The following is a 24,769-nucleotide window of genomic DNA, read 5'->3' as shown; positions in this document are numbered from 1 at the left end:
CCCGTCCGGGCCGGCGACCAAGGTCAATCACGTTCTTGCCCCGGCCTGGAGCCGGTAACGGTCGAGGGCGACCGCCACGATGATGACCAATCCCTTGATGATGTACTGCCAGATGTCCGAGACACCGGCCAAAATGAGCCCGTTGGAGAGCACCGCGATGATCAGGCCGCCGATCAGCGTGCCCCAGATCGAGCCGACGCCGCCGACGAAGCTGGTGCCGCCGAGGATGACGGCGGCGATGGCATCGAGCTCATAGGACTGGCCGAGCTGCAGACCGTTGGCGGCATAAAGTCTCGCCGCCGACATGACACCGCCAAGGCCAGCAAGCAGGCCGGACACGCCATAGACGAAGAGCAGCACCAGCGGCACCTTGATGCCGGTGAGGCGCGCCGCCTCGGCATTGCCGCCCACGGCATAGATCCAGGTGCCGAGCACGGTGCGCTTCAAGACCAGCCAGGACAGAACCACCACCGTCAGCGCGATGATGACCAGCCACGGAACGCCGAACAGCGAGCCATTGCCGATGAAGTCGAATGGCAGGTCGGAGTTGAACACGGTCGTGTCCTCGCCGAGCAGGCGGGCGACGCCGCGCACCGCGGTAAGCGAGCCCAAGGTGACGATGAAGGGCGGCAGCCTGATATAGGCGACGAGCAGCCCGTTGATGACGCCGAAGCTGAGGCCGACCAGGATGGCGGCGGGGATGCCGAGCATGCCCCAATCCGGCACCAGCGACACCAGCACCGCCACCATCGCCGACGCGGCGAGGACGGAGCCGACGGAGAGATCGATGCCGCCGGTGAGAATGACGAAGGTCATGCCGGCGGCGAGCACGATGTTGATCGACGATTGCTGGGTAACGATCAAAAGGTTGGTGCCGGTGAGGAAGCGCGGGTTGATGAACTGGAAGCCGGCCGCAAGCAGCACCAGCACGGGCAGCATGCCGAGCGCGGCGAAGGCCGTGCGCAGCCGCCGGCTCCTGAGCGCCGCCTGATCCGCTGTCGTCGTCACGGTTGTGCTGTCGGTCATCGCTTCGGTCCTTCCTGGGCCGCTCCCGTCGCAAGTTCCATGATCGCTTCCTGGCGAAGCGGCTCGCCCGCGGACGCCGTCACCTCGCCGGCGATGGCGCCGTCGCGCATCACCAGCACACGGTCGGCAACGCCGATAACTTCCGGCAATTCGCTGGAGATCATCAGGATGGCGATGCCCCTGCCGGCGAGATTGTCGATCAGCCGGTAGATCTCCGACTTGGCGCCGACATCGACGCCGCGCGTCGGCTCGTCGAGGATGACGACTTTCGGCGCGGTCTCCAGCAGGCGGGCGAGCAGCACCTTCTGCTGGTTGCCGCCCGACAGCGAGCCGGCATTGGCCTGTGCCGACCTCGTGCGGATCGACAGCTCGGCGACTGCCTTTGCGGCGCGCCGGTCGGCGGCGGCGAAGTCGCGAAAACCGCCGGCGCGCGCATCGCTCGCCAGCACGCCCATGTTGATGTTGTCGGAAATCGACATGTCGAGGAACAGGCCGAGCTCCTTGCGGTCCTCGGTGAGATAGGCGATGCCGGCCTCGAGCGCCTCGCGCGGCGAGGCGATCGCGAGCGGCTTGCCGTCGAGCTCCAGCTCGCCGGCGCTGCGCCGGTCGGCGCCGAAGATCAGCCTGGCGAGCTCGGTGCGGCCGGAGCCGACCAGCCCGGCCAGCGCCAGGACCTCGCCGTGATAGAGGTCGAACGAGCAGTTCTTCAGCAGCCTGCCGTCCGACATGCCGCGCACCGACAGCGCCACCTGGCGCTTGCTGTCCGGCGGGCGGTGATCCTTCTTGTAGAAGGCCGACAGATCGCGGCCGACCATCATCGAGACCAGGCGCGAGGCGTTGAGATCGACACGTTCCAGCGTGCCGACATAGCCGCTGTCGCGCAGGACGCTGACGCGGTCCGCGAGCTGGTAGACCTCTTCCATGCGGTGGCTGATGTAGATGATGGCGATGCCCTGCGCCTTGAGCGTGGCGATGACCTCGAACAGCCTCTCGGTCTCGCGCGACGTCAGCGAGGTGGTCGGTTCGTCCATGACGATGATGCGGGCGCTGGTCGACAGCGCGCGGGCGATCTCGACCAGCTGCCGCTCGCCGAGCGACAGGCCGGAGACCAGGGCACGCGCCGAGAAGGAGACGCCAAGTCGCTGGATGATTTCGCTCGCCCGCCTGTTGCATTGGTCGCGGTCGACGATGCCGAACCTGCGCGGCTCGTTGCCGAGGAAGATGTTCTGCGCCACCGTGAGGTTCGGCGCCAGCGACAGCTCCTGGTAGATGACGGCGATGCCATCGGCACGGGCCTTGATCGGATCGCCGGTGGCGACCGGCGCGCCGTCGATCAGGATCTCGCCGCCGGCATCGGGCCGATAGGCGCCGGACAGCACCTTCATCAGCGTCGACTTGCCGGCGCCGTTCTCGCCCATCAGCGCGTGCAGCTCGCCGGCGTTGACGGTGAGCGACACGTCCTGCAGGGCGCGGATCGGGCCGAAGGTCTTGGAGATGTGACGCATCTCCAGCACCGGCCCCTGCGCCGCCTGGGCATGGGCGATGGCGGTCATTGCGCACCTCCCGCCGATGCGGCGATGCCGCGCCCGGCAATGAGGGCGCGCCATTGGTCGCGGTAACCGGGAAGTCCCTTGAAGCTTGTGGCGCGGACCGGCTCCGGCGTCTCGGCGGCGAACTCGCGGCCGACGCTTTCGAAGGCGAGCGCGGCCGCACCCGTGGCGCTGCCTTCCAGCGTGGCGCCCTGCATGAAGGACTGACCGGGACGCAGCGCGGCCAGCAGGCCGGCGAGCAGGCCGCCCGCGTTCAGCCCGCCGTCGACGATGACGGTGTCTCGCGAACGGATCAGGTCGAGTGACAGGTCGACCATCAGCGCCACGTAGAGCAGCGCCACGGCCGCACGTTCCTCGGCATCGGAAACGCGCCCGACGATTTCGCCGGTCCGGCCTGGCATCGGCCCGCCGGGCGCGAAGCTCGGCAGGGCCACCACGCCGGCATCGATCGCCCGCTCTATCGCGGCCGGAGCAATCGCGCCCTGCCAGTTGCCGCTGATGGTCGCGAATTCGCGCCCGCCCATGAAACGGATGGTGGGCACCGGACCGCCATCGACATCGACGTTGACCAGCATGTCGCGGTCGCGGTCGAGGGCGTCGAGCGGGCAGTCCGGGTTGAGCACGATCACCCAGGTGCCCGTCGACACCACGGTGAGCGGCCCGAGCTGCTGCCGCCGATAGGCATGGAGCGCGGCGTTGCTGTCATGGACGCCGTTGTGGATGGCGACCGGCTTGCCGGCCTTGCCGAAGCGCCGCTCGCCGATGACGGCGCCGGCGCGCGCGAAGGCCGGCATGCGGCCGCGCCAGCCTTCCGCGTCGACCAGCGAGGAGAAGTCGCGCCGGCGCGGCGCCCACAGATGGGAATGGCAGCCGAGATAGGACACTTCCGAAACGGCGCGGCCGCCGAAGCGCCAGCTCCAATATTGCGGATAACCGAGGATCGCTTTCGCGGCGGCGAAGGCGCCGGGCTCCACTTGCTCAAGCCACAGCATGTGGCGACCGTAGTTGAAGCCAAGCGGCAGGCGCGGCGAGAAGGTCTCTGCGAAATCGGGAATGCGGCGATCGATCCGCGCTGCAATCTCGGCCGGCGGTTCCTGCTCATAGTCGAGAATGGGATGCGTCAGCGCCACATCGTCGACCAGCGCGAAGGTGCAGCCATGGCCGGACACCATCAGGCCTTCGACGCCATGGCCGTCGACGGCCTCGTTGACGACATCGAGGGCCCAGTCATGCAGCGCCGCCTCGTCAAGCACGCTGAGGCCTTCCTTGCGTATCCAGTCGGGACTGGTGCGCCGCTCGTCGAGGATGCGCCCGTCCTGGCCGAAGACGAACAGCTTCGAATTCGTCTTGCCGAAATCGAGCACCGCCACCTTCACGGGAGGGCTCCCGAGGACGGCGCGATGCGCACGGCGACGCCGGCATCCTCCAGCATTCGCGCATCGGCATCGGAGAGGCCGTCATCGGTCACCAGCGTGCCGATGCGCGACAGCGGCAGGGCGACATTGCGGGCGTGGATCGACAGCTTGCGGCTGTCGGCCAGCACCACGATCTGGTCGGCGCACAGGCTGAGATCGACGATCGAGCGCACCAGCAGCGGATGCGATTCCAGAACGCCTTCATGGCTGAGGCCTTGCGCGCCGAGAAAGAATTTCGAGGCGTAGAACGGAAAGGCCTGGGCGAGCGAATGGATGATACCGGGCTCGCGATGCAGGTCACCGCCGGCGATCGTCAGGCTGCAGTGGCCATGATCGCTGAGATAGGCCGCGAGCGGCATGGAATTGGTGAAGAGGCGAATGTTGCGGTCGGCAAGCCTGACGCCGAGATGAAAGCAGGTCGAGCCGCCATGGACGATGACGGCGTCGCCGTCGCGCACCATGGTCGCGGCGACGGCGGCGATCTGCCGCTTGGCGTCCACCGCGAGATCCCGATTCTCGTCATAGGGCCTGGCATAGGCGACCCCGGCATGGGCGGCGCCGTCGAGGGCGGATATGCCGCCATAGACCTTCCGCGCCTCGCCGGCCTCGTCGATCTTGTCGATATCGCGCCTGACCGTCGCGGCCGAGACGCCGAGCCGCTCCTGCAGTTCGCGCACCGATGCAAACGGGCGATCCCGCAAGAGTTCGACGATCTGACGCTGGCGGCCGGAGTCGCTCAACTTTTTCCTCCCGAATGCCATTTTTCCACGGCAATTGGCGTAACTTACTCAACATTAGCCAGAATGCAAGCCAGTTTTGATGATACTAGATCACTGTTGACGCAAGTTGCTCGCATCTGCGATATCAGCACCCAAATGCTTCCGGCAACGGGAGACCATGCTAGAACTCGATCAAGCCATTGAAGGACAAGGCGCCATGGCGACCCAAGCTGATGCGCAGGAACTGGCCGACTTGCGGGCGCTTTCAGCCAGGATCGGCAGCAACCCGCATCTGACCCAGGCGGCCGGCGGCAACACATCGCTGAAGGCCGGCCACACGCTGTGGATCAAGGCGTCCGGCACCTGGCTGAAGGATGCGCTGTCCGAAGACATCATGGTGCCGGTGGCGATGGTGCCGCTGATCGAGGCCGTCGAACGGCGCGATCCGGCCGCCGACAAGCCACAGGCCTTCGCCATCGACGCCCTCAATCCGCGCGGTTTGCGCCCGTCGATCGAGACCACGGTCCACGCGCTGATGCCGCAGCGGGTCGTGCTGCATGTCCATTGCGTCGATACGATCTCGCTCGCGGTCCAGGCCGATTGCGAGATCGAGGTCGCGCGGCGTCTCGAGGGCATCGGATGGGCCTATGTTCCCTATCGCCGGCCGGGCCTGCCGCTTGCCCAGGGCATTGCCGAACGGCTGCGCCCGGGGGTCGACGTGCTGATCCTCGGCAATCACGGGCTGGTCGTGGCAGCGGAAACCGTTGCGGACGCGGAACGACTGTTGCATCGGGTCAGATCGCTCCTGGCGCGGACGGCGCGGACGGCGGCGGAACCGGATGCCGCGGCGCTGACGGCGCTTGCCGACGACAGCGGCTACAGATTGCCGACGGATATCGAAGCGCATGCGGTGGCGCTCGACGCGGACAGCCGCCGCATGGCCGAAGCCGGCAGCCTCTATCCGGATCATGTCATCTTCCTCGGCCAGGGCTCCGTGGTGGCAAGGCCGGGCGAACATGTCGCCGACGTCATCGCACGGCTGGGCGTCAAGCCGGTCGCCATCCTCTTTCCCGGCAGCGGCGTGCTGATGCGCGGCGATGCCAGCACCGGCGCGGCCGCCATGCAGCGCTGCCTTGCTGATGTGACTGCCCGGATCGACATCACGGCGCGGCTGAATTATCTGACCGCCGCCGAAAACGACGAACTGATCAACTGGGATGCCGAGCAGTATCGCCAGAAGCTCAACGCCGCGGGCTAGGCGCATGGCACAGCTTGGCATAGGCATCGACATCGGCACCTCCGGGTCGCGCGCCGTCGCGATGCGTCCGGACTTTTCCGTCGCCGCGCACGCCGCCGTGCCGCTCGATCGCTTCGGCCCAAATGGCCGCGATCCCGCTGTCTGGTGGGCCGCGGTCGAGGCGACGCTGAAGGCGCTGCTTTCGAGCATCGACCGCGCAGCGGTGCGCGCGATCGCCGTCGACGGCACGTCGGGCACCGTGCTGCCGGTGGACGGCGCCGGGCGGCCGCTGGCAGAGCCGCTGATGTACAACGACAAGGTTTCGGACGACGCCATCCTCGCCGCGATCGCCCGCACGGCGCCGGAAGCGAGCGCCGCGCATGGGGCGACGTCCGGGCTCGCCAAGGCGCTCTGGTTCCAGCGCCTGCCCGGCGTCCATGCCGTGCTGCACCAGGCCGACTGGATCGCCGGGCAATTCTCAGGCCGTTTCGACGTCAGCGACGAAAACAACAGCCTGAAGACCGGCTATGACGCAGAGGAAGGCCGCTGGCCGGATTGGATCGCGGAGACCGGCATGCGCTTGAAACTGCTGCCCGCGGTTGTCAGGCCGGGCAGCGTGACCGGCAGGCTTACGGCCGCGGCAGCCGACCAGTTCGGGCTGCGGCGCGACATGGCGGTCGTTGCCGGCACCACGGATGGCTGCGCATCGTTCCTGGCAACAGGCGCGGCTGAAGCCGGGGACGGCGTCACCGCGCTCGGATCATCGCTGACCATCAAGATCCTGTCCGACCGGCCGATCTTTGCGCCGCGCTATGGCATCTACAGCCATCGGCTGGGCGACGCCTGGCTGGCGGGCGGCGCGTCGAACACCGGCGGCAAGGTGCTCGCCCGGCATTTCCCGCTCGCACACATCGTCGAGCTCAGCGGCGCAATCGATCCCGCGACCGAGACCGGCCTCGACTATTATCCGCTCGGCGCGGCCGGCGAGCGCTTCCCCATTGCCGATCCTTCGCTGCAGCCACGCCTTTTGCCCCGGCCGGACTCCGATGCCGACTATCTGAAGGCGATGCTCGAGGGTATCGCGGCCATCGAGGCGCTCGGCTACCGGAGGCTGGCCGAACTCGGCGCGCCGAGCTTGACCTCGGTGCGGAGCGTCGGCGGCGGCGCCGCCAATGCCGCCTGGACCGAGATCCGGCGGCGCAAGCTCGGCGTCGATTTCCTGCCGGCGCTGTCCGACGAGGCCGCCGCCGGCACGGCGCGGCTGGCGCTGACGGGCGCAAAGGAAGCGGGGCTGCTGTGAGCGCAAAGCAGGCCAGACATCTCGACGGGATCGGCGCGCTGGCGGAACGCTACGACGTGTTCCTGCTCGACCAATTCGGCGTGCTGCATGACGGGCAGCGGCCTTATCCAGGCGCGATCGAAGCCTTGTCAGAGCTGAAGCGCGCCGGCAAGACCGTGGTGTTGGTCTCGAATTCCGGCAAGCGGGCGGAGCCAAACGAACGGCGGCTGCTGAAGCTTGGTTTCGAGGTGGGAAGCTGGGACCACTTCGTCTCGTCCGGCGAGGTCGCCTGGCGCATTTTCCAGGATATGGCAGCGTCGAGCGCGTTGCGACCCGGAACGAAATGCTTGCTGATCAGCCGTGACGGCGACCGTTCGGCGATCGAGGGCCTGCCGTTGACGCTGACCGAGTGCGGCGATGACGCCGAGCTAGTTCTGCTCTCGGCCAGCGAGGGCGACCGCTACAGCCTCGATCATTACAACGCGCTGCTCGGCCCGGCCGCAGCGCGGCGCGTGCCATGCTTCTGCACCAATCCCGACCGGATCATGCTGACCGCGGTCGGACCGCGCTTCGGCGCCGGCGAGATCGCCGACCTCTATGAATGCCTCGGCGGCAGCGTCACCCGCATCGGCAAGCCGTACCCGGCGATCTACGAGGCGGCGCTGGCGCTGGTCGGCAGTCCCGACCGCTGCAGCGTGGTCTGCGTCGGCGACAGCGTCGAGCATGACATCGCCGGCGGGGCCGGTGCAGGCGTGGCGACCGCGCTGGTCCTGTCCGGGATATTGGCCGATGCCGGCGACCTGACCGGCCTGTTCGGAGAGCTTGGCGCCTGGCCGGACTACACGATGGACGCCTTCCGCTGGCGTTGACCTACCCGATGCGATTGCCGCTTGCCGGATCGAACAGATGCAACGAGGCCGGATCTGCGGCGAGGCGGATCGTGTCGCCCGGCTTCACATCGCTGCGGCCCATGACGAAGACGCAGACCTGCTGGTTCGCCAGCCTGACATAGAACTGCGTCGAGAGACCCAGCGGCTCGACGACCTCGACCTCGGCCTTCAGCGCACCATCGTCGGCGAGCCTGATGTGCTCGGGCCGGAGCCCAATGGTGAGCGCATCTCCGTCCGATAAAGGCAGGCCGTCGGGCAGCCTCAGCTTCTGGCCGTCGGCCAACACAGCATCGACCTTGCCGCCCTTGGCGACCTTCGCCGGCAAAAAGTTCATGCCAGGCGAGCCGATGAAGCCGGCGACGAACGTGTTGGCCGGACGGTCGTAGAGTTCCAGCGGATGGCCGACCTGCTGCACATGGCCGTCATGCATGACGACGATGCGGTCGGCCATGGTCATGGCCTCGACCTGGTCATGCGTGACATACACGGAAGTGGTCTTGAGCTGCTGGTGCAGCGCCTTGATCTCGGCGCGCATGTGGACGCGCAGCTTGGCGTCGAGGTTGGACAGCGGCTCGTCGAACAGGAAGACTTTCGGGTCGCGCACGATGGCGCGGCCCATGGCGACGCGCTGGCGCTGGCCGCCGGAGAGCTGGCGCGGCAGGCGACCGAGGAAGCTTTCCAGCCCAAGCCGCTTGGCGGCGGCGCCCACCCTGCCGTCGATCGTGGTCTTCTCGGCCTTCTTCAGCATCAGGCTGAAGCCCATGTTCGAGGAGACGTCCATATGCGGGTAGAGCGCGTAGGACTGGAACACCATGGCGACGTCGCGGTCCTTGGGCGCGACATCGTTGACCAGCCGCTCGCCGATGCGGATCTCGCCGCCGGTGACCTCCTCCAGCCCGGCGATCATGCGCAGCAGCGTGGACTTGCCGCAGCCGGACGGGCCGACCAGCACGACGAATTCGCCGTCGGCGATCTCGAGGTCGACACCATGCAGGATGCGCAGCGAGCCGTAATCCTTCTCGACATGTTGCAGCGTGACGGAAGCCATCGATTATCCTTTGACCGCGCCGGCAGTGAGGCCGGTGACGAGATAGCGTTGCAGGAATGCGAAGAAGATGCAGACGGGGATCAGCGCCAGGATGGACGCCGCCATCATCTGCCCCCAGTCGACGGCGAACTTGCCGATGAAGGTTAGCAGGCCGACGGCGAAGGTCTTCTGCGCGTCGCTGGAAATCAGCATCAGCGCGAACAGCAGTTCGCTCCAGGCCGCGGTGAAGACGAAGCCGAGCGTCGCGCCCATGCCGGGCAAGGTGAGCGGCACGATCACCCTGCGCATGGCCTGAGCGCGCGTGCAGCCGTCGATCATCGCCGCCTCCTCCAGGTCCTTCGGAATGCCGTCGAAGAAGGACTGCATGAGGAACGTGGCGAACGCGGTGTTGAAGGCGGTGTAGATGATGATCAGCCCGATCAAGCTGTTGGTGAGGCCGAGATCGCCCATGATGCGGTAGATCGGCGGGATGACCATGACAAGCGGGAAGGTTTGGGTCAGCAAAAGCAGGATGGCTAAAGTCGCCTTGCCGCGGAAGGTGAAGCGCGACATGGCGTAGCCGGCGAGCGTAGCGATGACCGTGACGAGGGCCGCCGTCGACACCGAGACGATGACGCTGTTCAGGAAATAGCGCGGGAAGTCGGAGGCCTCGAGCACGGTGACGAAGTTCTGAAAAGTCGTCTCCGACGGCCAGAAGGTGATGCCTTCGGAATAGAGCAGGCGCTCGGGCGTCACCGAGATCTTCAGGGTCCAGAAGATCGGGAACAGCGCGAAGATCACATAGGCGGCGATTGCCGCGTAAAGGCCGATGCCGCCGGCGATGCGTGAGGAGATGGAGCGTCCGGCGATCATCAGACGTGCCTCACCAGCGTGCGGCGAATGGCGATCAGGCCAATCGCGTAGGCGATCAGCAGGACCAGAAGCAGCACCGCAACTGCGGACGCATAGCCCTTGTCCAGCGACTTGAAGGCGCTGACATAGATGTAGACCGGAACTGTGCTGGTGGAGCCCGCCGGCCCGCCCTCGGTCATGACGAAGATCAGGTCGGCGAAAGTGGCGATCCAGATCGTGCGCAGCATGACGGTAATCACGATGGTCGGCGCCAGGAACGGCAGCGTCACCTTGGTGAAGCGCTGCCAGGGCGAGGCGCCATCGATGGCCGCGGCCTCGTGCAGTTCGGACGGGATCGACTTCAGCGCCGCCAGCAACGTGATGGCGAAGAAGGGGATGCCGAACCAGATGTTGGCGACGATCGGCCCCCACATGGCGGTGGCCGGATCGGACAGCACATTGGTCGGCTCAGCCTTGAGGCCAAGCGCGAAGAGCCAGTGCGGCAGCGGGCCGATGATCGGGTTGAACAGCCAGGCCCAGGTGAGGCCGGAAAGGAAGGACGGCACCGCCCAGGGCAGGAAAACGACCGCCTGCACGATCCTGCGGCCGTAGAATGGCTTGTCGAGCAGCAATGCCAGACCCAGCCCGAGGAAGAACTGGAAAAACAAGCTGGCGACCGTCCACCACAGCGTGTTGACCAGCGCCTGGCCGAGCACCTGGTCCGACAACATCGCCTCGTATTGGCCGAGGCCGACATATTCCGATTTGAAGGCCGAGAATTTGCGGAAGGAATAGCTGATGCCGATGATCAGCGGCACCAGAAGCACCACGACCAGCAGGACGATAGCCGGCGAAAGATAGAGCCAAGGCTCGATCGCGGCCTTGCTCAGCCGCTTTTTGCGCGGCCGGGCGGCGGATCGGATTTCGGACACTGCGTAGGTCATAAGTTTTGGCTCTACGGGTGATGGTGAAGCTGGCGTTGGCAACAGCGTCCTTCTCCCCGTTCAACGGGGAGAAGGAAAAGGAGTGTCACTTCTTATTTTTCGCCAGCCAGGCCTGCTGCTCCTTGGTCAGGAACGCAGCCCATTCGTCCGCCACCTGCTTGGCCGGCTTCTGGCCGAGCAGCACTTCTTGGAAGTTCTTGATCGCCACCTGGTCGACGAAGTTGCCGAGGTTCTCCAGATGCGTCGGCGGTGTCACCATTTCATATTTGGAGCTGTCGCTGAGCTCGGTGAACCACCCCTTGAACTGCTCGGTCTTGAAATGAGCGTCCTGGTCGGCGCCGTTGTGGATCGGGATGACGCCGACTTCCTTGGCCCATTCCAGATTGTCCTTGGGCGACAGCAGCGTCGCCATCAGCTTCCAGGTTTCGTCCTTGTGCTGGGAGTTGGCGAACATCGCCCAGCCGGCATAACCCAGCGTCGGGTAGGACTTGCCGCTCGGTCCAACCGGCAACGGCGCGACCGCGAAATCGTCGGCGCTCATCTTGTCGGCGATGCCGAGCAGCGCGTCCGGATCCTGGTTGAGCATGGCGCAGGTGCCGGAATAGAAGCCGGTCACCGTCTCATTGAAGCCCCAGCTCACGGCGTCCTTCGGCGCCAGGCCGTTCTTGTACATGTCGGCCAGCATCTGCAGGCCCTTGACCGAGCCCTCGTCGTTAATGGTCGAGGTGCCGTCGTCGGTGAAATAGCCGCCCTTGCCGTCGGCGATGTTCATGAACATGTGCATGCCGTTGAAGGCGCCGGGGCCGCCGCGCAGGCAGTAGCCGTATTTGCCGGGGATGGCCGAGATCTTCTTGGAGAACTCCACGAACTCGTCGAGGGTCGCCGGCGGACGGTCGAGACCGGCTTCCTTGAACAGCTTCTTGTTCCAGAACAGCGCGTTCACATAGTAGCCGTAAGGGATCATGAACTGCGTGTTGTTGACGGTCGAGCCGAACTGCTTGGCGCGGTCGCCCAGCGTCTTGGCGTCGTCCCACTTGGCCATGTAGGGGCCGAGATCCTCGAGCTGGCCGTTATTGGCATAGAGGCCCATCCAGCGCTCCGGCATCTCGACGACGTCGGGCGTGTCGCCGGCTTGCACCATGGTGAGGAATTTTTCGAAGGCCTGGCCCCAGGGCAGCGAGACGAGCTCGACCTTGATGCCGGGATTGGCCTGCTCGAACTCGGCGATCTGCTTCTTCAGGAATTCGGTGCGCGGCGGGCTGGTGATGACCTCGACCATCTTGACGGTGGTGTCGGCCAGCGCGGTTCCGGCGGAGATCGCCAGGCCGGCAACGGCGGCAAGCATGATTGTCAGTCTTTTCATGTTCAGGACTCCCATTTTGAACAATTTATTTTTTTGCCTTGTCGAAGGCTTGGACGACGTCCGCCCAGAGATCCTCGACGTTTTCCAACCCGACATTGAAGCGGATGGTTCGGGGGCTGACGCCGAAGCGCGCCATCGAATTGAGACCCGGCGTCTGCTCGAGCGAGGCCTTCGCCGGTACGACCAGGCTTTCATGGCCGCCCCAGCTGACGCCGATGCGGAAGAGCTTCAGCGCATCGACGAAAGCCGGAATGTCGACATCCTCGGTGACCTCGAAGGAGAACAGCCCGGCATAGCCGGCAAGCGTCTTCTTGCCGGGATGATTGGAATAGGCGGGGTGGTTGACCCGCTCGACCTTGCCATGCGCCTTCAGCCGCTCGGCCAGCGTCAGCCCGCTCTTCATGTGGTGCGGCAATCTCAGCGGCAGCGTGCGCAGGCCGCGCAGAAGCAGCCAGCCCTCGAAAGGCGACAGCTTGCCGCCGAGCGAGGAATAAGTCTGCTCGTTGATGTGCTTGATATGCGCGGCCGACCCAGCCACCACGCCGGCGACGGTGTCGCTGTGGCCGCCGAGATATTTCGAGGCCGAATGCAGCACCAGGTCGACGCCATGCGCAATCGGCTTCTGGAAGACAGGCGTGGCCCAGGAATTGTCGATGGTGGTGACGATCCCCTGCTCCTTCGCCAGCCGCGTCAGATGCTCAATGTCCTGCAGCTCGAACATCATCGAGGTCGGGCTTTCGAGGTAGAGCAGCTTGGCGCCGGGAAGTGCCGTCGCCACGGCGTCGGGATCGGAGCCGTCGACGTAGTCGACCTTGATTTGCAGGCGCGGGAACAGGCGCTCGAACAGGCGGTAGGCGTCGCCATAGCAATTGCGCACGGCAACGATCCGCTCGCCGGCGCCGACGAAGGCCAGCACCGTGGCGCTGATCGCCGCCATACCGCTGGAGAAGCCCCGCGCGGCTTCGGCGCCCTCCAAGGCCGCGACCCGCGCCTCAAACTCCATCACCGTCGGATTGTCGCCGCGCGAATAGATCGGCTGGCGACGGCGGCCGGCGAAGGTGTCGGCCATGTCGGCATAGCTGTCGAAGGTGAAGAGCGAGGTCTGGTAGATCGGCGGCACCACCGCGCCGCCGGGGAACGGATCGTCATGCGCGAGAAGCGTCGCCGCCTCGCCGAGATAGTCGCCGGCGAGGGAAGCCGGGTCGAAGCTTGTGGGGTGCTCGTTCATTTGCGATCCGAAAGTTTGAGGTTGGCGGCGCCGCGCTTCAGGTCGTCCTCGACGGTGGCGATGAGCTTCAACGCCTCACGCCTCGCCCCCTCCGGATCGTGCGCGGCGATGCAGTCGAAGATGGTGCGATGGTAGGGAAAGCTGGCATGGCCGAAGTCGCGCACGCCGAGCGGATGTTCCCAGAAGCGGTGGAACAGCTCGTACATGGCGGCGATGATCTGCTCGAACAGCGGATTGCCGGAGGCGCGGAAGATCGCCTGGTGGAATTCCCAGTCCTCCTCCGAGGACATGCCGTCGCGGGTGCGGAAGGCCTCTTCCATGATGTCGAGCTTGCGCTCAATCTCGGCGAGCTCGGCCTTGCCGGCGCGGATGGCGCAAAGCGCGGCCGCCTCGGCCTCCAGGGCGCGGCGGATCTCCAGTGTGCACATCAGGCCGGCGAAATCGTTGCCGCCGGCAAGCGTCAACGGCATGTGCAGCATGTCGGGCGAGACGGCCGCCTTGAGATAGGTGCCTGAGCCCTGCCGCCGCTCGACGAGGCCCAGCCCCTCCCAGCGCGTCAGCGCCTCGCGCACCGTGTTGCGGCTCACCTTGAGACGCTCGGCCAGAATGCGCTCGGTCGGCAGTTTTTCACCAGGCCCCAGCGACTCTTGCCTGACGAAGCCGGCCAACGCCTTCAGCACCGCGTCATCGCGGGCCGTCGTCTGAATGGGCGGGAGGCTGTCTGTCACGCCGGCGGGGGCCTAAAAGTGGTTCAATGGTCCAACCAATTTCTGCACAGAGCGAGAGGCGTGTCAACAGTCGAAAAGAGGCTAGGCCGAACGGTGGGGATACCCGCATTCGGCCCCGCGTTTTCAGGCGCGGATGCGCTTCGGCTCGGCAGCCGCGCGCTCGCGCCAGCGAGCGAACATTTCCTCGCGAACCCGCCGCGAAGCCGCAAGGCGCTCTTTCGCCTGCGCCAGCACAGCCTGCGAAGCCTCGGCGGGCGTGCCGGACTGGAAGGGAGGAGCCGGCGCATATTCGAGCGAGAGCTGCACGATTTCAGCCTCGGCCTGTCCGAGGAGCCTGGCTACCAGCGCCAAGCCGAAGTCGATGCCCGAGGTGACACCACCGGCGGTGATCAGCTTGCCATCCTCGACGATACGCGCATCGATAGGGATCGCGCCGAACTCTTCAAGGAAATCATGCGCATACCAGTGCGTGGTCGCCCGCTTGCCCTTGAGCAGCCCGGCTGCGCCGAGCACCAGGGCGCCGCTGCATACGGAGGTGATGTAGCGGGCCTGCGCTGCGCGCTGCCGCACGAAGTCGAGGACCGCCTGGTCCTCCAGCAGCGCGTTGACGCCACCGCCGCCGGGAACGCACAGCACATCGAGAGGCTTGCAATTGTCAAAGGTTGTCGTCGGGTTGAGGGAAAGACGCGTCGACGACGTCACCGGATCGCGATCCTTCCAAATCAATTCCACCTCGGCGCCCTTGGCCGTTGCCAGAACCTCATAAGGTCCGGTGAGGTCGAGCTGCTGGACGTTGGGGAATACAAGGATGCCGAAACGAAGGGTCATGGAAATCTCCGCAGGTTGACTTCGGGCAATCTAAGGCGTCATGCTTTGGCGCGATTGCCAATCATCCCTCGTTTTAGGCCAAACCCATGCGCCGTATCGAAATCCTTACCTATCCCGACGTCCAGCTCCTCGACGTCAGTGGGCCGCTACAGGTTTTCGCCAGCGCCAACGACTTCAGGACGCAGGCGGGCGAGCCCGCGGCCTATGAGGTCGTGGTCGTCGCCGCTTCCCCGCGGGTGAGAACGTCGTCAGGTCTCGTGCTGGAGGCAGCAGCGCTGCCGGCGCACGGGCTCGAACTCGACACGATGATCGTACCCGGCGGCTGGGGCGTCAACGCCGCCTGCGACGATGCCGAGCTCGTCCAATGGATCATCGGCCGCTCGCGCGATGCCAGGCGAACAGCCTCCGTCTGCAGTGGCGCCATGCTGCTGGCGGAGGCAGGCCTGCTCGACGGCCGTCGCGCGGTTACCCACTGGGGACGCTGCGCTGAGTTCGCCCGGCGATTTCCGGCGGTCCGGCTTGAACCCGATCCGATCTTCATTCGCGACGGCAATGTCTGGACCTCCGCCGGCGTGACCGCGGGCATCGATCTGGCGCTTTCCTTCGTCGAGGCCGATCTTGGCCGGCGCATGGCGCTTGCGGTGGCGCGCGAGCTGGTCGTCTTCCTGAAACGCCCCGGCGGCCAGGCGCAGTTCAGCCAGACCCTCAAGCTGCAGGAAGGCGACGGGCGCTTCGACCGGCTGCATGGCTGGATCCTCGACAATCTAAGCGGTGACCTTTCGCTGGAGCGGTTGGCCGAGCACGCCAATATGAGCCGGCGCAGTTTCTCGCGGCACTACCAGGAGGCAACGGGACGCACGCCCGCCCGCGCGATCGAGGAGATACGCATCGAAGCGGCGCGGCGGATGCTGGAGCAGGGACTGGCCGTCAACCAGACAGCCCGCCGCTGCGGCTTCGGCTCCGAAGAGACGATGCGACGCGGCTTTCTACGCGCCCTCGGCACGAACCCGCGCGACTATCGCGAGCGGTTCTGAAGCACCGCCTTGCGATGAATGCTCGCTAGAACGGGCTCTCGACCACCGCATGCGATTGCACGGCGGCATGGCCGAGCTCGGTCAGCGCGTAGATGCCGCGCTCGGCCCGGGCGAACCAGCCATAATAATTGTGCAGCAGGATGCTGGCCGCGCGCGGCGAAAGAGCTTTGAGGTCGCGCGGCCGCTTCGGGCCGTCGGCCATGGCGGCGGCGCAGGCGATCGCCTCCTGGCGATAGGTGGTCATGATCGGCCTTTTCCGCGTGCTGCCACCGATCGACGGATCGCCCTTGCGGCGGTGATGCTCCTCGACCAGGCGCGAGCGCCGCCTCGGGTCGCGCCGCGGCGGTACGGCCGCCGGGCTGAGCAGCAGCTCGACCTCGCCCTTTCCGTCAACCGCCAGCAAGCCGAAGCCGAGCCTGCGGCAGAGCGCGCGAAAACGGCGATCGTGCTCGCGGCCCTTGCCCCGCGCCGACATGCGGGCGGCAAGCCAGACTTCGTCACAGGCCGCCGCGCGATCGACCCCCTGGAGCACGAGCTCGAGGTTGAACTGCAGCTTCAGCTCGCAGATGACGACCACGGGCGGTTCGCCTTCCCGCAGCCCGACGATGTCGCAGCCGCCGACTTCGCCCTTGACGGTGAAATCCAGGCCTTCGAGGAATCGCTTCACCGGGGCGTAGAGGGACGTTTCCTGCATGGGGCAGGCATAGCCGATTCGCGGCTGACCGGCACGGCAGAAGGCGACGCGACCGCCCGCCGCTATTGCTTGGCGAACTGGCCAGTATAGGTCTGGCCGGCAAGCGCGTAGGTGACGGACAATGTTCCGTCGGGCTGCATGGTAAAGGCGGCATCCGCGCCGTTCGGAAGGCGCTGGAGCTTCAATGTGTTCCCGACAATCCTGCCGGAACCGTCGGCCACGCCCGGCTTGTTGTCGGCCACATCACCCCAGGCATAGCTGACCGTCACCTGCCCGCCCGAAGACACGGTCAGCACGGCCAGCTTGCCTTCATACATGCCATCCAGCCGTCCGGCCCATATGCCTGAGAACGCGGCGTACCTGGCCGGAACGCCCTTCGCAGGCGGCGTGACCGCCACGGTTTGATCGAGCACCGCAGTGTCCGGGGCTGCGGGAGCCGCGACGGCAGCCGGAGCAGGTTGGGGTGGAGGCGGCGGCGCCTCGGACGCCGATTCACAAGCAACGAGTGCCAACGCTGCGAAACCGAGGATCAAAGAAAGACTGTTTGGTGGCAGTCGGGAGAGGACCGGTCTCTGCCGAAATTCCTCGATAGGACCGGAATAATGACGAATTTTCGGCATTTTTTCAGCGATCAGCCCATTTCCTTGCGAGAATCCTAGCACGAATTCAGAAGCTTAGCAGCGCGTCGAATTCAGGCTAGGCGCTTTAAGTCTTTATGGATGTCTTCGCCGAACCGCTGCGCAGTTTTGCCGGGGAGCAACGCCGCATGACTATTCGGCGGCTATTCTGACACCGGACTTATTGGCGAGCAGAACCGTGATATCATCAACCGCCTGCGCCGCCCGCTTTAGGATCAGTTCGGACCGAAGCACCCCATCGGTGAAGTCCTTGTCGGTCGCGTAGACGGCTGTGGGCAGCGCGAAAGCCTCGAAGAAGCCGAACAGCGGCCTCAGCTGATGCTCAACGATCAAGGCATGACGCTCGCCGCCTCCAGTGGCGGTGAGAAGCACCGGTTTACCTCTCAACGCCGACGGATCGATCAGGTCGAAGAAATGCTTGAACAGCCCTGTATAGCTGCCCTTGTAGGTCGGTGAGCCGACCACGAGCACGTCGGCTGCAATGACCTGCGCCAGGATCGTCTGCCCTCGGTCATCGAGATCGCGCGACCATCTGGCTGCGCCCAGCGACGGGCCGACATCGTCGATGTCGTAGGTGTGCCCCGTCAGGCCATGGCGTGTGGCGATGTCCTGGACGACAAGGTCGACAAAGCTGCGCGTCTTCGACGGTCGGGTGATGTTGCCGGAAAAGCCGACGATTGCTGGGCTGGACATGGAACGGACCTCCAAGGGTGCTCCGGATTGACAACTGGGCGGCCCTACCGGGCCGCCGCTTGGCGAAAATGGCGTTTCGCCCGGCCGGAAAATCCCGGCGGCTGGTGCGATCAGCTCCAGGCGTGCAGCGGCGGCTTCTCGCCATTGAGGAAATACTTGCCGAGGATCGCGTACTTCCAGCGTACCGGATCGTGCAGCGTGTGGGTGCGGGCATTGCGCCAATGTCTGTCGAGATTGTGCTCGGCAAGCGTCGAGCGCGTGCCGGCCAGTTCGAACAGCTTGTTCGTCGCCGCAATGGCGATCTCTGTCGACAGGACCTTCGCTTCGGCGGTGACGATCTGGGCATGCGCTACCGTCTCGGCGGTTGGCTGGGCCACTGCCCGGTCGATCGCCAGGCCGGCCTTCTCCAGCAGCGCCTGCGCCGCGTGAAGGCGAAGCGTTAGATCGCCGATGGCCTGGATCGTGTAAGGATCGTCCCAGGTATTGTCGACGCCGCTGTCGATCCAGGCGCGGCTCTTGGTCCTGACGAATTGAACCGTCTCGTCGATCGCCGCCTGCGCGATGCCGGTGTCGACCGCCACCTGGATGATCTGGAAGATAGCGCCATCCGCGGTTGGCTTGTCGTAGCCCTTGTAGCCGGGCACGAGGTGCGTCTTCGGCACCTTGACGTTGTCGATGATGACGGTGCCCGACAACGTGGTGCGCTGGCCGAAGCTCGACCAGTCGTCGATCACCGTCAGCCCGGGCGCGCCACGATCGGCGATCGCATACCAGGCACGGCCCTCGCCATCGAGCGCCACGATCGGCACCAGATGCGCGAGCAGCGCGCCGGAGGAATAGAATTTCTGGCCATTGACGATCGCATGGTCGCCGGCGTCGGTGAACTTCGTTTCGAAATCGGCCGCGCGCTTGGAGCCGAATTCGGAAAAGGCATTGCCGAACCGCGTGCCCCTCAGCACTTCGGCGAAGAGCAGCGCCTGCTGGTCCTTATCGGAAACGGTGCGGATCGCCGCGACGACGCCGAGATGGTTCTGCGCGATCTGGCCGATCGAGGAATCGGCGGCCGAGATGATCTCGATCACCTTGGCGAGTGTCGCGTAAGACACTTCCGGGCCACCGAACGCCCTGGGCACATTGATCGACCACAGGCCGCTCTGCGAGAACTGGTCGAGCTCGGCCACAGGCCAGACCCGGTCACGGTCGCGCTTGGAAGAATCCTTGACAAACTCGGCCGCCAGCCGCTGCGCGACGGCAATCGCCTCGGCGTCGTCCTTGATGATATGCGCGGGCTCGGCGGGCCTGGCGACCGGCGGCACGGCGGCCGCGGCCTTGTCGGTCTTGACGTTGGACACAGTCATTTCAGTCTCCTTCAGATTTCGATTCAGACGACGGCATGGAGGTGGCTGGGCGGCGTGGCGGGCGGTGCCTTTTGCCCGAGATAGAAGGCCCGGACATCCTCGCGCTGACGAAGGCTGGTGGCGCCGCCGGAGAGAACGGAGACGCCATTTTCGAGCACCGTGGAGTAGTCGGCATATTTAAGCGCCACGGCCGAGTTCTGCTCGGCGACCAGGATCGACAGGCCCGTCTCCTGGTTTAGCTTCTTCAGCGCCAGGAAGATGTCTTGGACGACGAGCGGAGCAAGCCCCATCGACGGTTCGTCGAGAACCAGCAGGCGCGGCCGCGACATCAGCGCCCGGCCGATCGCGGTCATCTGCTGCTCGCCGCCCGAGGTCAGTCCGGAAAGCGTGCGGCGCTTTTCCCTGAGGCGGGGAAAGAAATCGTAGATACGCTCGAGATCCTGGCTGATCTCGCCGCGGCGGCCGCTGCGGCCGACACCTCCGGAAACCAGATTCTCCTCGACGGTGAGGCTCTTGAAGCAGTGGCGTCCCTCCAGCACCTGGACGAGCCCGGCGCGCACGAGGTCGCCCGGCCTGCGGCGGGTGACGTCGCCGCCATCGAACAGGATCGTGCCGGCATTGATCTGGCCGCGCTCGGCCGGAAGCAGGTTGGAGACCGCCTTCAGCGTCGTGCTCTTGCCGGCGCCGTTGGCGCCGAGCAGCGCCAGGATCTCGCCGCGCCGAAGCTCGAAGCTGACACCGTGCAGCGCGGTGATGGCGTGGTTGTAGGTGGCATGGACATTGTCCACGACAAGGATGACGTCATTGCCCGGCATCTCGCGTCTTTCCCGGTTCTGCGAGGAAGAGGACTAGGCGCCGGAACTTTGCTCCGGCGCCCGTTCAGTTGGATCAGTTGGTGGCGGCTACCGCGTCGGCATCGGCAGCGGTGCGCAGCTTGATGCCTTTCTCGGCGGCATAGGCCTCGGACGACTTCTCGATGATCGGCCTGAGCAACGCCCAGTCGGGAGCGATCCAGTCGGAGACGACGTTCCACTTCTTGCCGTCCCACTGCTGGAAGGTCACGTAGCCTTCGCCCTCGTGGTTGTCCCAGCTGACATTGATGGAGTGGAACAGGTCCTTGGCGCCGAGCGCCTCGACCTTGGCGGGATCGAGCTTGAGGTGCTCGAAGCCCCAGCGCACCTCGTCGCCGGTCAGCGTGCGATGGCCAAACTTCTCCTGGGCGATGCGGATCGCCTCGACATTCAGGATGCCGTTGACGATGCCGAGATTATGATAGACCGAGCCGATGCGCGACTTGTCCTCGAGGTTGCCCTTACCGGCACCGTAGACCGTCTTCACAATCTCCTGCACCACCGGATAGGTGTTGCCCGAAGCCTGCGTGGTGATGGCGGTGTAGCCCTTGGCGGCATCACCGGCCGGGATGACGTCCTCTTCCGAGTTCGACCAGACATTGCCGATGATGTGGTCGACCGGATAGCCGACCTTGACCGCCGTCTTCAGCGCCACCGGGTTCATCACGCCCCAGCCGCGCAACACGACGAAGTCCGGCTTGGCGCGGCGGATCGTCAGCCACTGCGACTGCTGCTCGTTGCCCGGATGAGGCACTTCGATCTGCTGCACGGTGAAGCCGTATTTCTGTGCCAGCAGTTCATAGATCGGGATCGTCTCCTTGCCGTAGGGCGAGCCATGATAGAGCACGACGATCTTCTTGCCCTTCAGCTTGTCGATGCCGCCTTCCTTGGCGGCGATATAGTTCACGATGCCTGACGTCTCGCTGTAGGGGTTGAGCAGCAGCGGGAAGACATAAGGAAACACGCGGCCGTCGGTGGAATCGGTGCGGCCGTGATTGACCGTGATCAGCGGCACCTTGTCGGCGGTGATGCGATCGATCATGGCGTAGGCGATGCCGACCGAAAGCGGGTTCCAGGCGGCAGCGCCGGCACGGCTCTTCTGCCGTTCATAGCACTCGACGCCGCGCTCGACCTCATACTGGGTTTCGCACTCGTCCCATGTCAGCTTGACGCCGTTGACGCCACCATCGCGGATATTGATCAGGTTGAGATAGTCGATGAAGCCGCCGAAAAAGCCGGTGCCGCCGGCCGCGTAGGGCCCGACGCGATAGCTCTGCAGCGGGAAATACTGCTCATCGGCGTGAGCGGCCGGCAAGGCCACCGACACGGCCAGCGCCGCCGACAACGCGACCGCCTTGACTGTGCTGAGGAAGGTCATGATTAAGGTGCTCCAGTATGGGCTTTGCCCGGGTTCATTTTCCGAATTTCTGCAATCGTTCGGGCCCATGGCCCAAACCGGCTCAGCTCGATTGCCAGGCGAGCAGGAGCCGTCTCCGGACCCTGTCCCACAGGGCGACCAGCCCATCCGGTTCCAGGATCAGAAAGAGGATGATGAGCGCGCCAAGCACGATGCGCTGGCTCATGTCGAGCACGCCTGAATCGAAGAGATCGCCGAGCAGGAAGCCGCCGAGGCGCGACAACGCGAGTGGAAAGACGACGATGAGGGCTGCGCCCAGGAAAGCGCCGCGGATAGAGGCCAGCCCGCCGATGATGATGATGAACAGTATCTGGAACGAGCGGTCGAGATCAAAGCCGGCCGGCTCGACGGTTCTCAGATAGGCGAAAGCCCAGATGACGCCGGCAACGCCGATGATGAAGGACGAGATGGCGAAGGCAAGCAGCTTCGTCTTCAGCACAGGAATGCCGATGATGCGCGCCGCTATCTCATTGTCGCGAATTGCGATGAAGTTGCGCCCGGTCTGCGACGAGACAAGCCGGTGCGCCAGGAAAGTCAGGATGACGACGACGGTGAGCGCGAAGAGATAGCGGCCGACCGCCCCGTCGAATTCGAAGCCGGCAATGGACAGCTTCGGCGCATCGATGACGCCCGATGCCGACTCGTTGGAGAACCAGGAAAACTTGGTCAGCGCCCACTGCACGAAGAACTGCGCAGCAAGCGTGGAAACCGCGAGGTAGAACCCTCTCAGCCGCAGGCTCGGCAGACCGAACACGATACCAATCGCGGCGGCGACAATGCCGGAGAAGACGATGCTAGCGACGAGCGGCAGCCCTTCGACGCGAAGGTTGAAATTATAAGCGGCGAAGGCGCCTACCGCCATGAATGCGGCACTGCCGAGCGACACCTGGCCGGCATAGCCGGTGAGGACATTAAGCCCGACGCCCGCCAGGCTGAGCGCCAGGAACGGCAGCAGGATCGCCTCGAACAGATAAGAGCCGCCGATGAGCGGAATGACCGTGTAGGCGAAGGCGACGATGATGAGCGGCGCCAGCCATTTTGGCAGGCCTGCGCCCTTCGACAATTCGGCCGCGGATAGTTCGGTTGCGATCGCGCTCATGGTTAGACCCTTTCGACAAGCTTCTGGCCGAACAGGCCTGAGGGGCGGATCAGCAGGAAGACGAGCGCGACGACATAGGCGAACCAGCTCTCGATGCCGCCGCCAAAATAGTCGCCGATATAAACCTCTGCGAGCTTTTCGCTGGCGCCGATCAAGAGCCCGCCGACGATGGCGCCGAGGATGGAATCGAAGCCGCCAAGCACCAGCACCGGCAGCGCCTTGAGCACCACCAGCGAGAGAGAGAACTGGACGCCGAGCCGCGCGCCCCACAGCAGCCCCGCCACCAGGGCGACGAGGCCTGCCGCGGCCCACACGCTCGCCCATATCAGGGGCAGCCTCAGCCCGACGGCAAGTGCCGCGAACTGGTCGTCGGCGACGGCGCGGAAGCTGAGCCCGATGCGGGTGTAGCGGAAGAACAGCGAAAGCAGCAGCACCATGGTGGCGGCCACGGCGGCGGCGAAGATGTCGAACTGACTGATCAGCACGCCGCCGACTTCCAGGGGCACATCCTCGATGCCGAGCTCGAGGCCGTGCACCTGCGTGCCCCAGATCAGCTGGGCAGCACCCTCGATGATGTAGGAAAGGCCGAGCGTCGCCATGAACAGCGTGATCGGGGGCTTGTTGGTCAGCGGCCTCAGCACCGCTCGCTCGATGCCGATGCCGAGCGCCACCATGATGGCGAAGGTCACGGCTAAAGCCAGCGCGAACGGCACGCCGCGCTCGACCAGGCTGACGAAGGTCAGAGCCGCAAACAGAAGCAGCGCGCCTTGCGCGAAGTTGAGCACGCCGGACGTCTTGTAAATCAGCACGAAGCCGATCGCGACCAGCGAATACATGACGCCGGAGAGCAGGCCGCCGGTCAGCACCTCGAGGAAGAATTGGTAGTCGAAATCGCCGATCATATGCCTGCCCCCTCTTCATTCTCGGAGGCGACGCCGAGATAGGCGTCGATGACACGCTGATCGTTCCTGATCTCGTCGGGTGTGCCGTCGGCGATCTTGCGGCCGTAGTCGAGGACGGCGATGCGGTCCGAGAGCCCCATGACGACGCCGACATCGTGCTCGATCAGCACCACGGTGGTGGCGAAGCGGTCGCGCGCGGCGCGCACATAAGCTGCCATCTCGCTCTTTTCGCCCGCCGTCATGCCAGCCATCGGCTCGTCGAGCAGCAACAGCCGAGGTTCGGCGACCAGCGCGCGGGCAAGCTCGACCCGCTTCTGCAGACCGTAGGGCAAGGTGCCAGCGAGCCGGTCGCGGACCGCCGTCAGGTGCAGGAATTCGAGGATCTGATCGGCGCGACCCTGCTCGTCGGCCTGCTCGCGGCGCGATCGGCCAATCCCCAGAATCTGGCCGGCGAAATTCGACCTGGCCCTGTAGGCAAGGGCGGAGGCCACATTTTCGAGGACGTTGAGGCCATTGAACAGGGCGAGGTTCTGGAAAGTGCGGGCGACGCCAAGAAGCGCCAGTCGTTGCGTCGGGACTTGGGCATCGCGCGCGCCATTGAGACGGACATGGCCGCGATCCGCCCGGTAGACGCCGCTGATGACATTGATCAGCGAGCTCTTGCCGGCGCCGTTCGGCCCAATGATGGCGCGTATCTCGCCGGAACGAACCGACAGGTCGACTTCGGCCAGCGCAATCACACCGCCGAAGGACAGTCCTATACCTTCGAGGGAAAGAAGCGGCGCGGCGTCTTCAGGGGCAGGCTGTTGCGGCTCATCGTGAGCCTGTCGCGGAGCGGCCGGCAGCCCTTGCGCGAAGATTTCCGGCGCGTAGACCGAAGCCTCGATCGCCCCGAAGGCATGGTTGGATATCGGCATTCCATCGTCCCCAACTGTAGCGAAGGCACGCACGGTCCCGGCCGCACGCCCGATCGGCGTGCGGTTCATGATCATCGGCT

Annotated in this window: 24 protein-coding genes; 4 read left to right on the top strand and 20 right to left on the bottom strand. The window is 65.3% G+C overall.

Going from position 1 to position 24,769, the window contains the following annotated elements:
- Nucleotides 1–27 precede the first annotated feature (27 nt).
- The 4 genes from RFN30_RS25995 to RFN30_RS25980 are packed head-to-tail and all read right to left on the bottom strand — an operon-like array spanning nt 28 to nt 4,731.
- Complete coding sequence (locus RFN30_RS25995; protein ID WP_320264932.1) at nt 28–1,026, bottom strand: ABC transporter permease subunit; 999 nt, start codon at nt 1,024–1,026, stop codon at nt 28–30.
- On the bottom strand, nt 1,023–2,579 hold the full coding sequence (locus tag RFN30_RS25990; RefSeq protein ID WP_320264931.1) for a sugar ABC transporter ATP-binding protein: 1,557 nt from the start codon (nt 2,577–2,579) through the stop codon (nt 1,023–1,025). Before RFN30_RS25990 ends, RFN30_RS25995 begins: the two co-directional genes overlap by 4 nt.
- The gene (locus RFN30_RS25985) at nt 2,576–3,952 is read right to left on the bottom strand and encodes an FGGY-family carbohydrate kinase (RefSeq protein WP_320264930.1); all 1,377 of its coding nucleotides are present in this window, start codon (nt 3,950–3,952) and stop codon (nt 2,576–2,578) included. Before RFN30_RS25985 ends, RFN30_RS25990 begins: the two co-directional genes overlap by 4 nt.
- Nucleotides 3,949–4,731, bottom strand: a complete 783-nt coding sequence (locus RFN30_RS25980) for a DeoR/GlpR family DNA-binding transcription regulator (RefSeq protein WP_320264929.1) — start codon at nt 4,729–4,731, stop codon at nt 3,949–3,951. The genes RFN30_RS25985 and RFN30_RS25980 overlap by 4 nt, the downstream gene beginning before the upstream one ends.
- A gap of 196 nt (nt 4,732–4,927) precedes the next feature.
- On the opposite strand from RFN30_RS25980, the gene RFN30_RS25975 reads away from it, so the two are divergent.
- Genes RFN30_RS25975 through RFN30_RS25965 form a run of 3 tightly spaced genes read left to right on the top strand, consistent with a single transcriptional unit; the run spans nt 4,928 to nt 8,095 of the window.
- On the top strand, nt 4,928–5,968 hold the full coding sequence (locus RFN30_RS25975) for a class II aldolase/adducin family protein (protein WP_320264928.1): 1,041 nt from the start codon (nt 4,928–4,930) through the stop codon (nt 5,966–5,968).
- Between the two features lie 4 nt (nt 5,969–5,972).
- Nucleotides 5,973–7,247 carry an FGGY-family carbohydrate kinase gene (locus RFN30_RS25970; protein ID WP_320264927.1) on the top strand — a complete coding sequence of 425 codons (1,275 nt, stop codon included), beginning with the start codon at nt 5,973–5,975 and terminating at the stop codon, nt 7,245–7,247.
- A complete protein-coding gene (locus tag RFN30_RS25965) occupies nt 7,244–8,095 on the top strand; it encodes a TIGR01459 family HAD-type hydrolase (protein WP_320264926.1) in 852 nt (283 codons plus the stop codon). Before RFN30_RS25970 ends, RFN30_RS25965 begins: the two co-directional genes overlap by 4 nt.
- Nucleotide 8,096: 1 nt before the next feature.
- On the opposite strand, the gene RFN30_RS25960 is transcribed toward RFN30_RS25965, so the two are convergent.
- The 7 genes from RFN30_RS25960 to RFN30_RS25930 form a co-directional block, all read right to left on the bottom strand.
- Nucleotides 8,097–9,164, bottom strand: a complete 1,068-nt coding sequence (locus RFN30_RS25960) for an ABC transporter ATP-binding protein (RefSeq protein WP_320264925.1) — start codon at nt 9,162–9,164, stop codon at nt 8,097–8,099.
- A gap of 3 nt (nt 9,165–9,167) precedes the next feature.
- Nucleotides 9,168–10,016 (bottom strand): carbohydrate ABC transporter permease, encoded by an 849-nt coding sequence (locus RFN30_RS25955; RefSeq protein ID WP_320264924.1) that lies wholly within the window; start codon nt 10,014–10,016, stop codon nt 9,168–9,170.
- Nucleotides 10,016–10,939 (bottom strand): carbohydrate ABC transporter permease, encoded by a 924-nt coding sequence (locus RFN30_RS25950; RefSeq protein ID WP_320264923.1) that lies wholly within the window; start codon nt 10,937–10,939, stop codon nt 10,016–10,018. The genes RFN30_RS25955 and RFN30_RS25950 overlap by 1 nt, the downstream gene beginning before the upstream one ends.
- A gap of 85 nt (nt 10,940–11,024) precedes the next feature.
- Complete coding sequence (locus RFN30_RS25945; RefSeq protein WP_320264922.1) at nt 11,025–12,302, bottom strand: ABC transporter substrate-binding protein; 1,278 nt, start codon at nt 12,300–12,302, stop codon at nt 11,025–11,027.
- Nucleotides 12,303–12,327: 25 nt separating this feature from the next.
- Nucleotides 12,328–13,530, bottom strand: coding sequence for a PLP-dependent transferase (locus RFN30_RS25940; RefSeq protein WP_320264921.1), 1,203 nt, complete (start codon nt 13,528–13,530; stop codon nt 12,328–12,330).
- Complete coding sequence (locus RFN30_RS25935; protein ID WP_320264920.1) at nt 13,527–14,258, bottom strand: FadR/GntR family transcriptional regulator; 732 nt, start codon at nt 14,256–14,258, stop codon at nt 13,527–13,529. The genes RFN30_RS25940 and RFN30_RS25935 overlap by 4 nt, the downstream gene beginning before the upstream one ends.
- Nucleotides 14,259–14,381: 123 nt before the next feature.
- Nucleotides 14,382–15,086, bottom strand: coding sequence for a DJ-1/PfpI family protein (locus RFN30_RS25930; RefSeq protein ID WP_320264919.1), 705 nt, complete (start codon nt 15,084–15,086; stop codon nt 14,382–14,384).
- 86 nt (nt 15,087–15,172) lie between these two features.
- Here RFN30_RS25930 and RFN30_RS25925 point away from each other — a divergent pair, with 86 nt between their 5' ends.
- Nucleotides 15,173–16,120 carry a GlxA family transcriptional regulator gene (locus tag RFN30_RS25925; RefSeq protein WP_320264918.1) on the top strand — a complete coding sequence of 316 codons (948 nt, stop codon included), beginning with the start codon at nt 15,173–15,175 and terminating at the stop codon, nt 16,118–16,120.
- A gap of 25 nt (nt 16,121–16,145) precedes the next feature.
- Here RFN30_RS25925 and RFN30_RS25920 read toward each other — a convergent pair whose 3' ends face one another.
- The 9 genes from RFN30_RS25920 to RFN30_RS25880 all read right to left on the bottom strand — a co-directional run bounded on the left by RFN30_RS25920 (nt 16,146) and on the right by RFN30_RS25880 (nt 24,689).
- The gene (locus RFN30_RS25920; protein ID WP_320264917.1) at nt 16,146–16,814 is read right to left on the bottom strand and encodes a DUF2161 domain-containing phosphodiesterase; all 669 of its coding nucleotides are present in this window, start codon (nt 16,812–16,814) and stop codon (nt 16,146–16,148) included.
- A 62-nt stretch (nt 16,815–16,876) separates the two neighbouring features.
- The gene (locus RFN30_RS25915) at nt 16,877–17,227 is read right to left on the bottom strand and encodes a hypothetical protein (protein ID WP_320264916.1); all 351 of its coding nucleotides are present in this window, start codon (nt 17,225–17,227) and stop codon (nt 16,877–16,879) included.
- Nucleotides 17,228–17,584: 357 nt separating this feature from the next.
- Nucleotides 17,585–18,145 carry an FMN reductase gene (msuE, locus tag RFN30_RS25910; RefSeq protein WP_320264915.1) on the bottom strand — a complete coding sequence of 187 codons (561 nt, stop codon included), beginning with the start codon at nt 18,143–18,145 and terminating at the stop codon, nt 17,585–17,587.
- A gap of 110 nt (nt 18,146–18,255) precedes the next feature.
- Complete coding sequence (locus tag RFN30_RS25905; RefSeq protein WP_320264914.1) at nt 18,256–19,503, bottom strand: SfnB family sulfur acquisition oxidoreductase; 1,248 nt, start codon at nt 19,501–19,503, stop codon at nt 18,256–18,258.
- A gap of 23 nt (nt 19,504–19,526) precedes the next feature.
- Complete coding sequence (locus tag RFN30_RS25900; protein ID WP_320264913.1) at nt 19,527–20,318, bottom strand: ABC transporter ATP-binding protein; 792 nt, start codon at nt 20,316–20,318, stop codon at nt 19,527–19,529.
- 73 nt (nt 20,319–20,391) lie between these two features.
- Nucleotides 20,392–21,732 (bottom strand): ABC transporter substrate-binding protein, encoded by a 1,341-nt coding sequence (locus tag RFN30_RS25895; RefSeq protein WP_320264912.1) that lies wholly within the window; start codon nt 21,730–21,732, stop codon nt 20,392–20,394.
- Nucleotides 21,733–21,814: 82 nt separating this feature from the next.
- Nucleotides 21,815–22,870 carry a branched-chain amino acid ABC transporter permease gene (locus RFN30_RS25890; RefSeq protein WP_320264911.1) on the bottom strand — a complete coding sequence of 352 codons (1,056 nt, stop codon included), beginning with the start codon at nt 22,868–22,870 and terminating at the stop codon, nt 21,815–21,817.
- Between the two features lie 2 nt (nt 22,871–22,872).
- A complete protein-coding gene (locus RFN30_RS25885; protein ID WP_320264989.1) occupies nt 22,873–23,769 on the bottom strand; it encodes a branched-chain amino acid ABC transporter permease in 897 nt (298 codons plus the stop codon).
- The gene (locus RFN30_RS25880) at nt 23,769–24,689 is read right to left on the bottom strand and encodes an ABC transporter ATP-binding protein (RefSeq protein ID WP_320264910.1); all 921 of its coding nucleotides are present in this window, start codon (nt 24,687–24,689) and stop codon (nt 23,769–23,771) included. Before RFN30_RS25880 ends, RFN30_RS25885 begins: the two co-directional genes overlap by 1 nt.
- Between the last annotated feature and the right edge of the window lie 80 nt (nt 24,690–24,769).

It is taken from the genome of Mesorhizobium dulcispinae (genome assembly GCF_033977345.1).
Classification (GTDB): Bacteria; Pseudomonadota; Alphaproteobacteria; order Rhizobiales; family Rhizobiaceae; genus Mesorhizobium; species Mesorhizobium dulcispinae.
Note: the sequence above shows the minus strand (reverse complement) of the source record. Positions and strands in the feature narration are given on the sequence as shown.

Coding starts and splice junctions, on each gene's coding strand:
- RFN30_RS25995 (WP_320264932.1), bottom strand. CDS start 1,026: ATGACCGACAGCACAACCGTGACGACGACAGCGGATCAGGCGGCGCTC.
- RFN30_RS25990 (WP_320264931.1), bottom strand. CDS start 2,579: ATGACCGCCATCGCCCATGCCCAGGCGGCGCAGGGGCCGGTGCTGGAG.
- RFN30_RS25975 (WP_320264928.1), top strand. CDS start 4,928: ATGGCGACCCAAGCTGATGCGCAGGAACTGGCCGACTTGCGGGCGCTT.
- RFN30_RS25970 (WP_320264927.1), top strand. CDS start 5,973: ATGGCACAGCTTGGCATAGGCATCGACATCGGCACCTCCGGGTCGCGC.
- RFN30_RS25960 (WP_320264925.1), bottom strand. CDS start 9,164: ATGGCTTCCGTCACGCTGCAACATGTCGAGAAGGATTACGGCTCGCTG.
- RFN30_RS25955 (WP_320264924.1), bottom strand. CDS start 10,016: ATGATCGCCGGACGCTCCATCTCCTCACGCATCGCCGGCGGCATCGGC.
- RFN30_RS25950 (WP_320264923.1), bottom strand. CDS start 10,939: ATGACCTACGCAGTGTCCGAAATCCGATCCGCCGCCCGGCCGCGCAAA.
- RFN30_RS25945 (WP_320264922.1), bottom strand. CDS start 12,302: ATGAAAAGACTGACAATCATGCTTGCCGCCGTTGCCGGCCTGGCGATC.
- RFN30_RS25940 (WP_320264921.1), bottom strand. CDS start 13,530: ATGAACGAGCACCCCACAAGCTTCGACCCGGCTTCCCTCGCCGGCGAC.
- RFN30_RS25930 (WP_320264919.1), bottom strand. CDS start 15,086: ATGACCCTTCGTTTCGGCATCCTTGTATTCCCCAACGTCCAGCAGCTC.
- RFN30_RS25925 (WP_320264918.1), top strand. CDS start 15,173: ATGCGCCGTATCGAAATCCTTACCTATCCCGACGTCCAGCTCCTCGAC.
- RFN30_RS25920 (WP_320264917.1), bottom strand. CDS start 16,814: ATGCAGGAAACGTCCCTCTACGCCCCGGTGAAGCGATTCCTCGAAGGC.
- msuE (WP_320264915.1), bottom strand. CDS start 18,145: ATGTCCAGCCCAGCAATCGTCGGCTTTTCCGGCAACATCACCCGACCG.
- RFN30_RS25905 (WP_320264914.1), bottom strand. CDS start 19,503: ATGACTGTGTCCAACGTCAAGACCGACAAGGCCGCGGCCGCCGTGCCG.
- RFN30_RS25900 (WP_320264913.1), bottom strand. CDS start 20,318: ATGCCGGGCAATGACGTCATCCTTGTCGTGGACAATGTCCATGCCACC.
- RFN30_RS25895 (WP_320264912.1), bottom strand. CDS start 21,732: ATGACCTTCCTCAGCACAGTCAAGGCGGTCGCGTTGTCGGCGGCGCTG.
- RFN30_RS25890 (WP_320264911.1), bottom strand. CDS start 22,870: ATGAGCGCGATCGCAACCGAACTATCCGCGGCCGAATTGTCGAAGGGC.
- RFN30_RS25880 (WP_320264910.1), bottom strand. CDS start 24,689: ATGCCGATATCCAACCATGCCTTCGGGGCGATCGAGGCTTCGGTCTAC.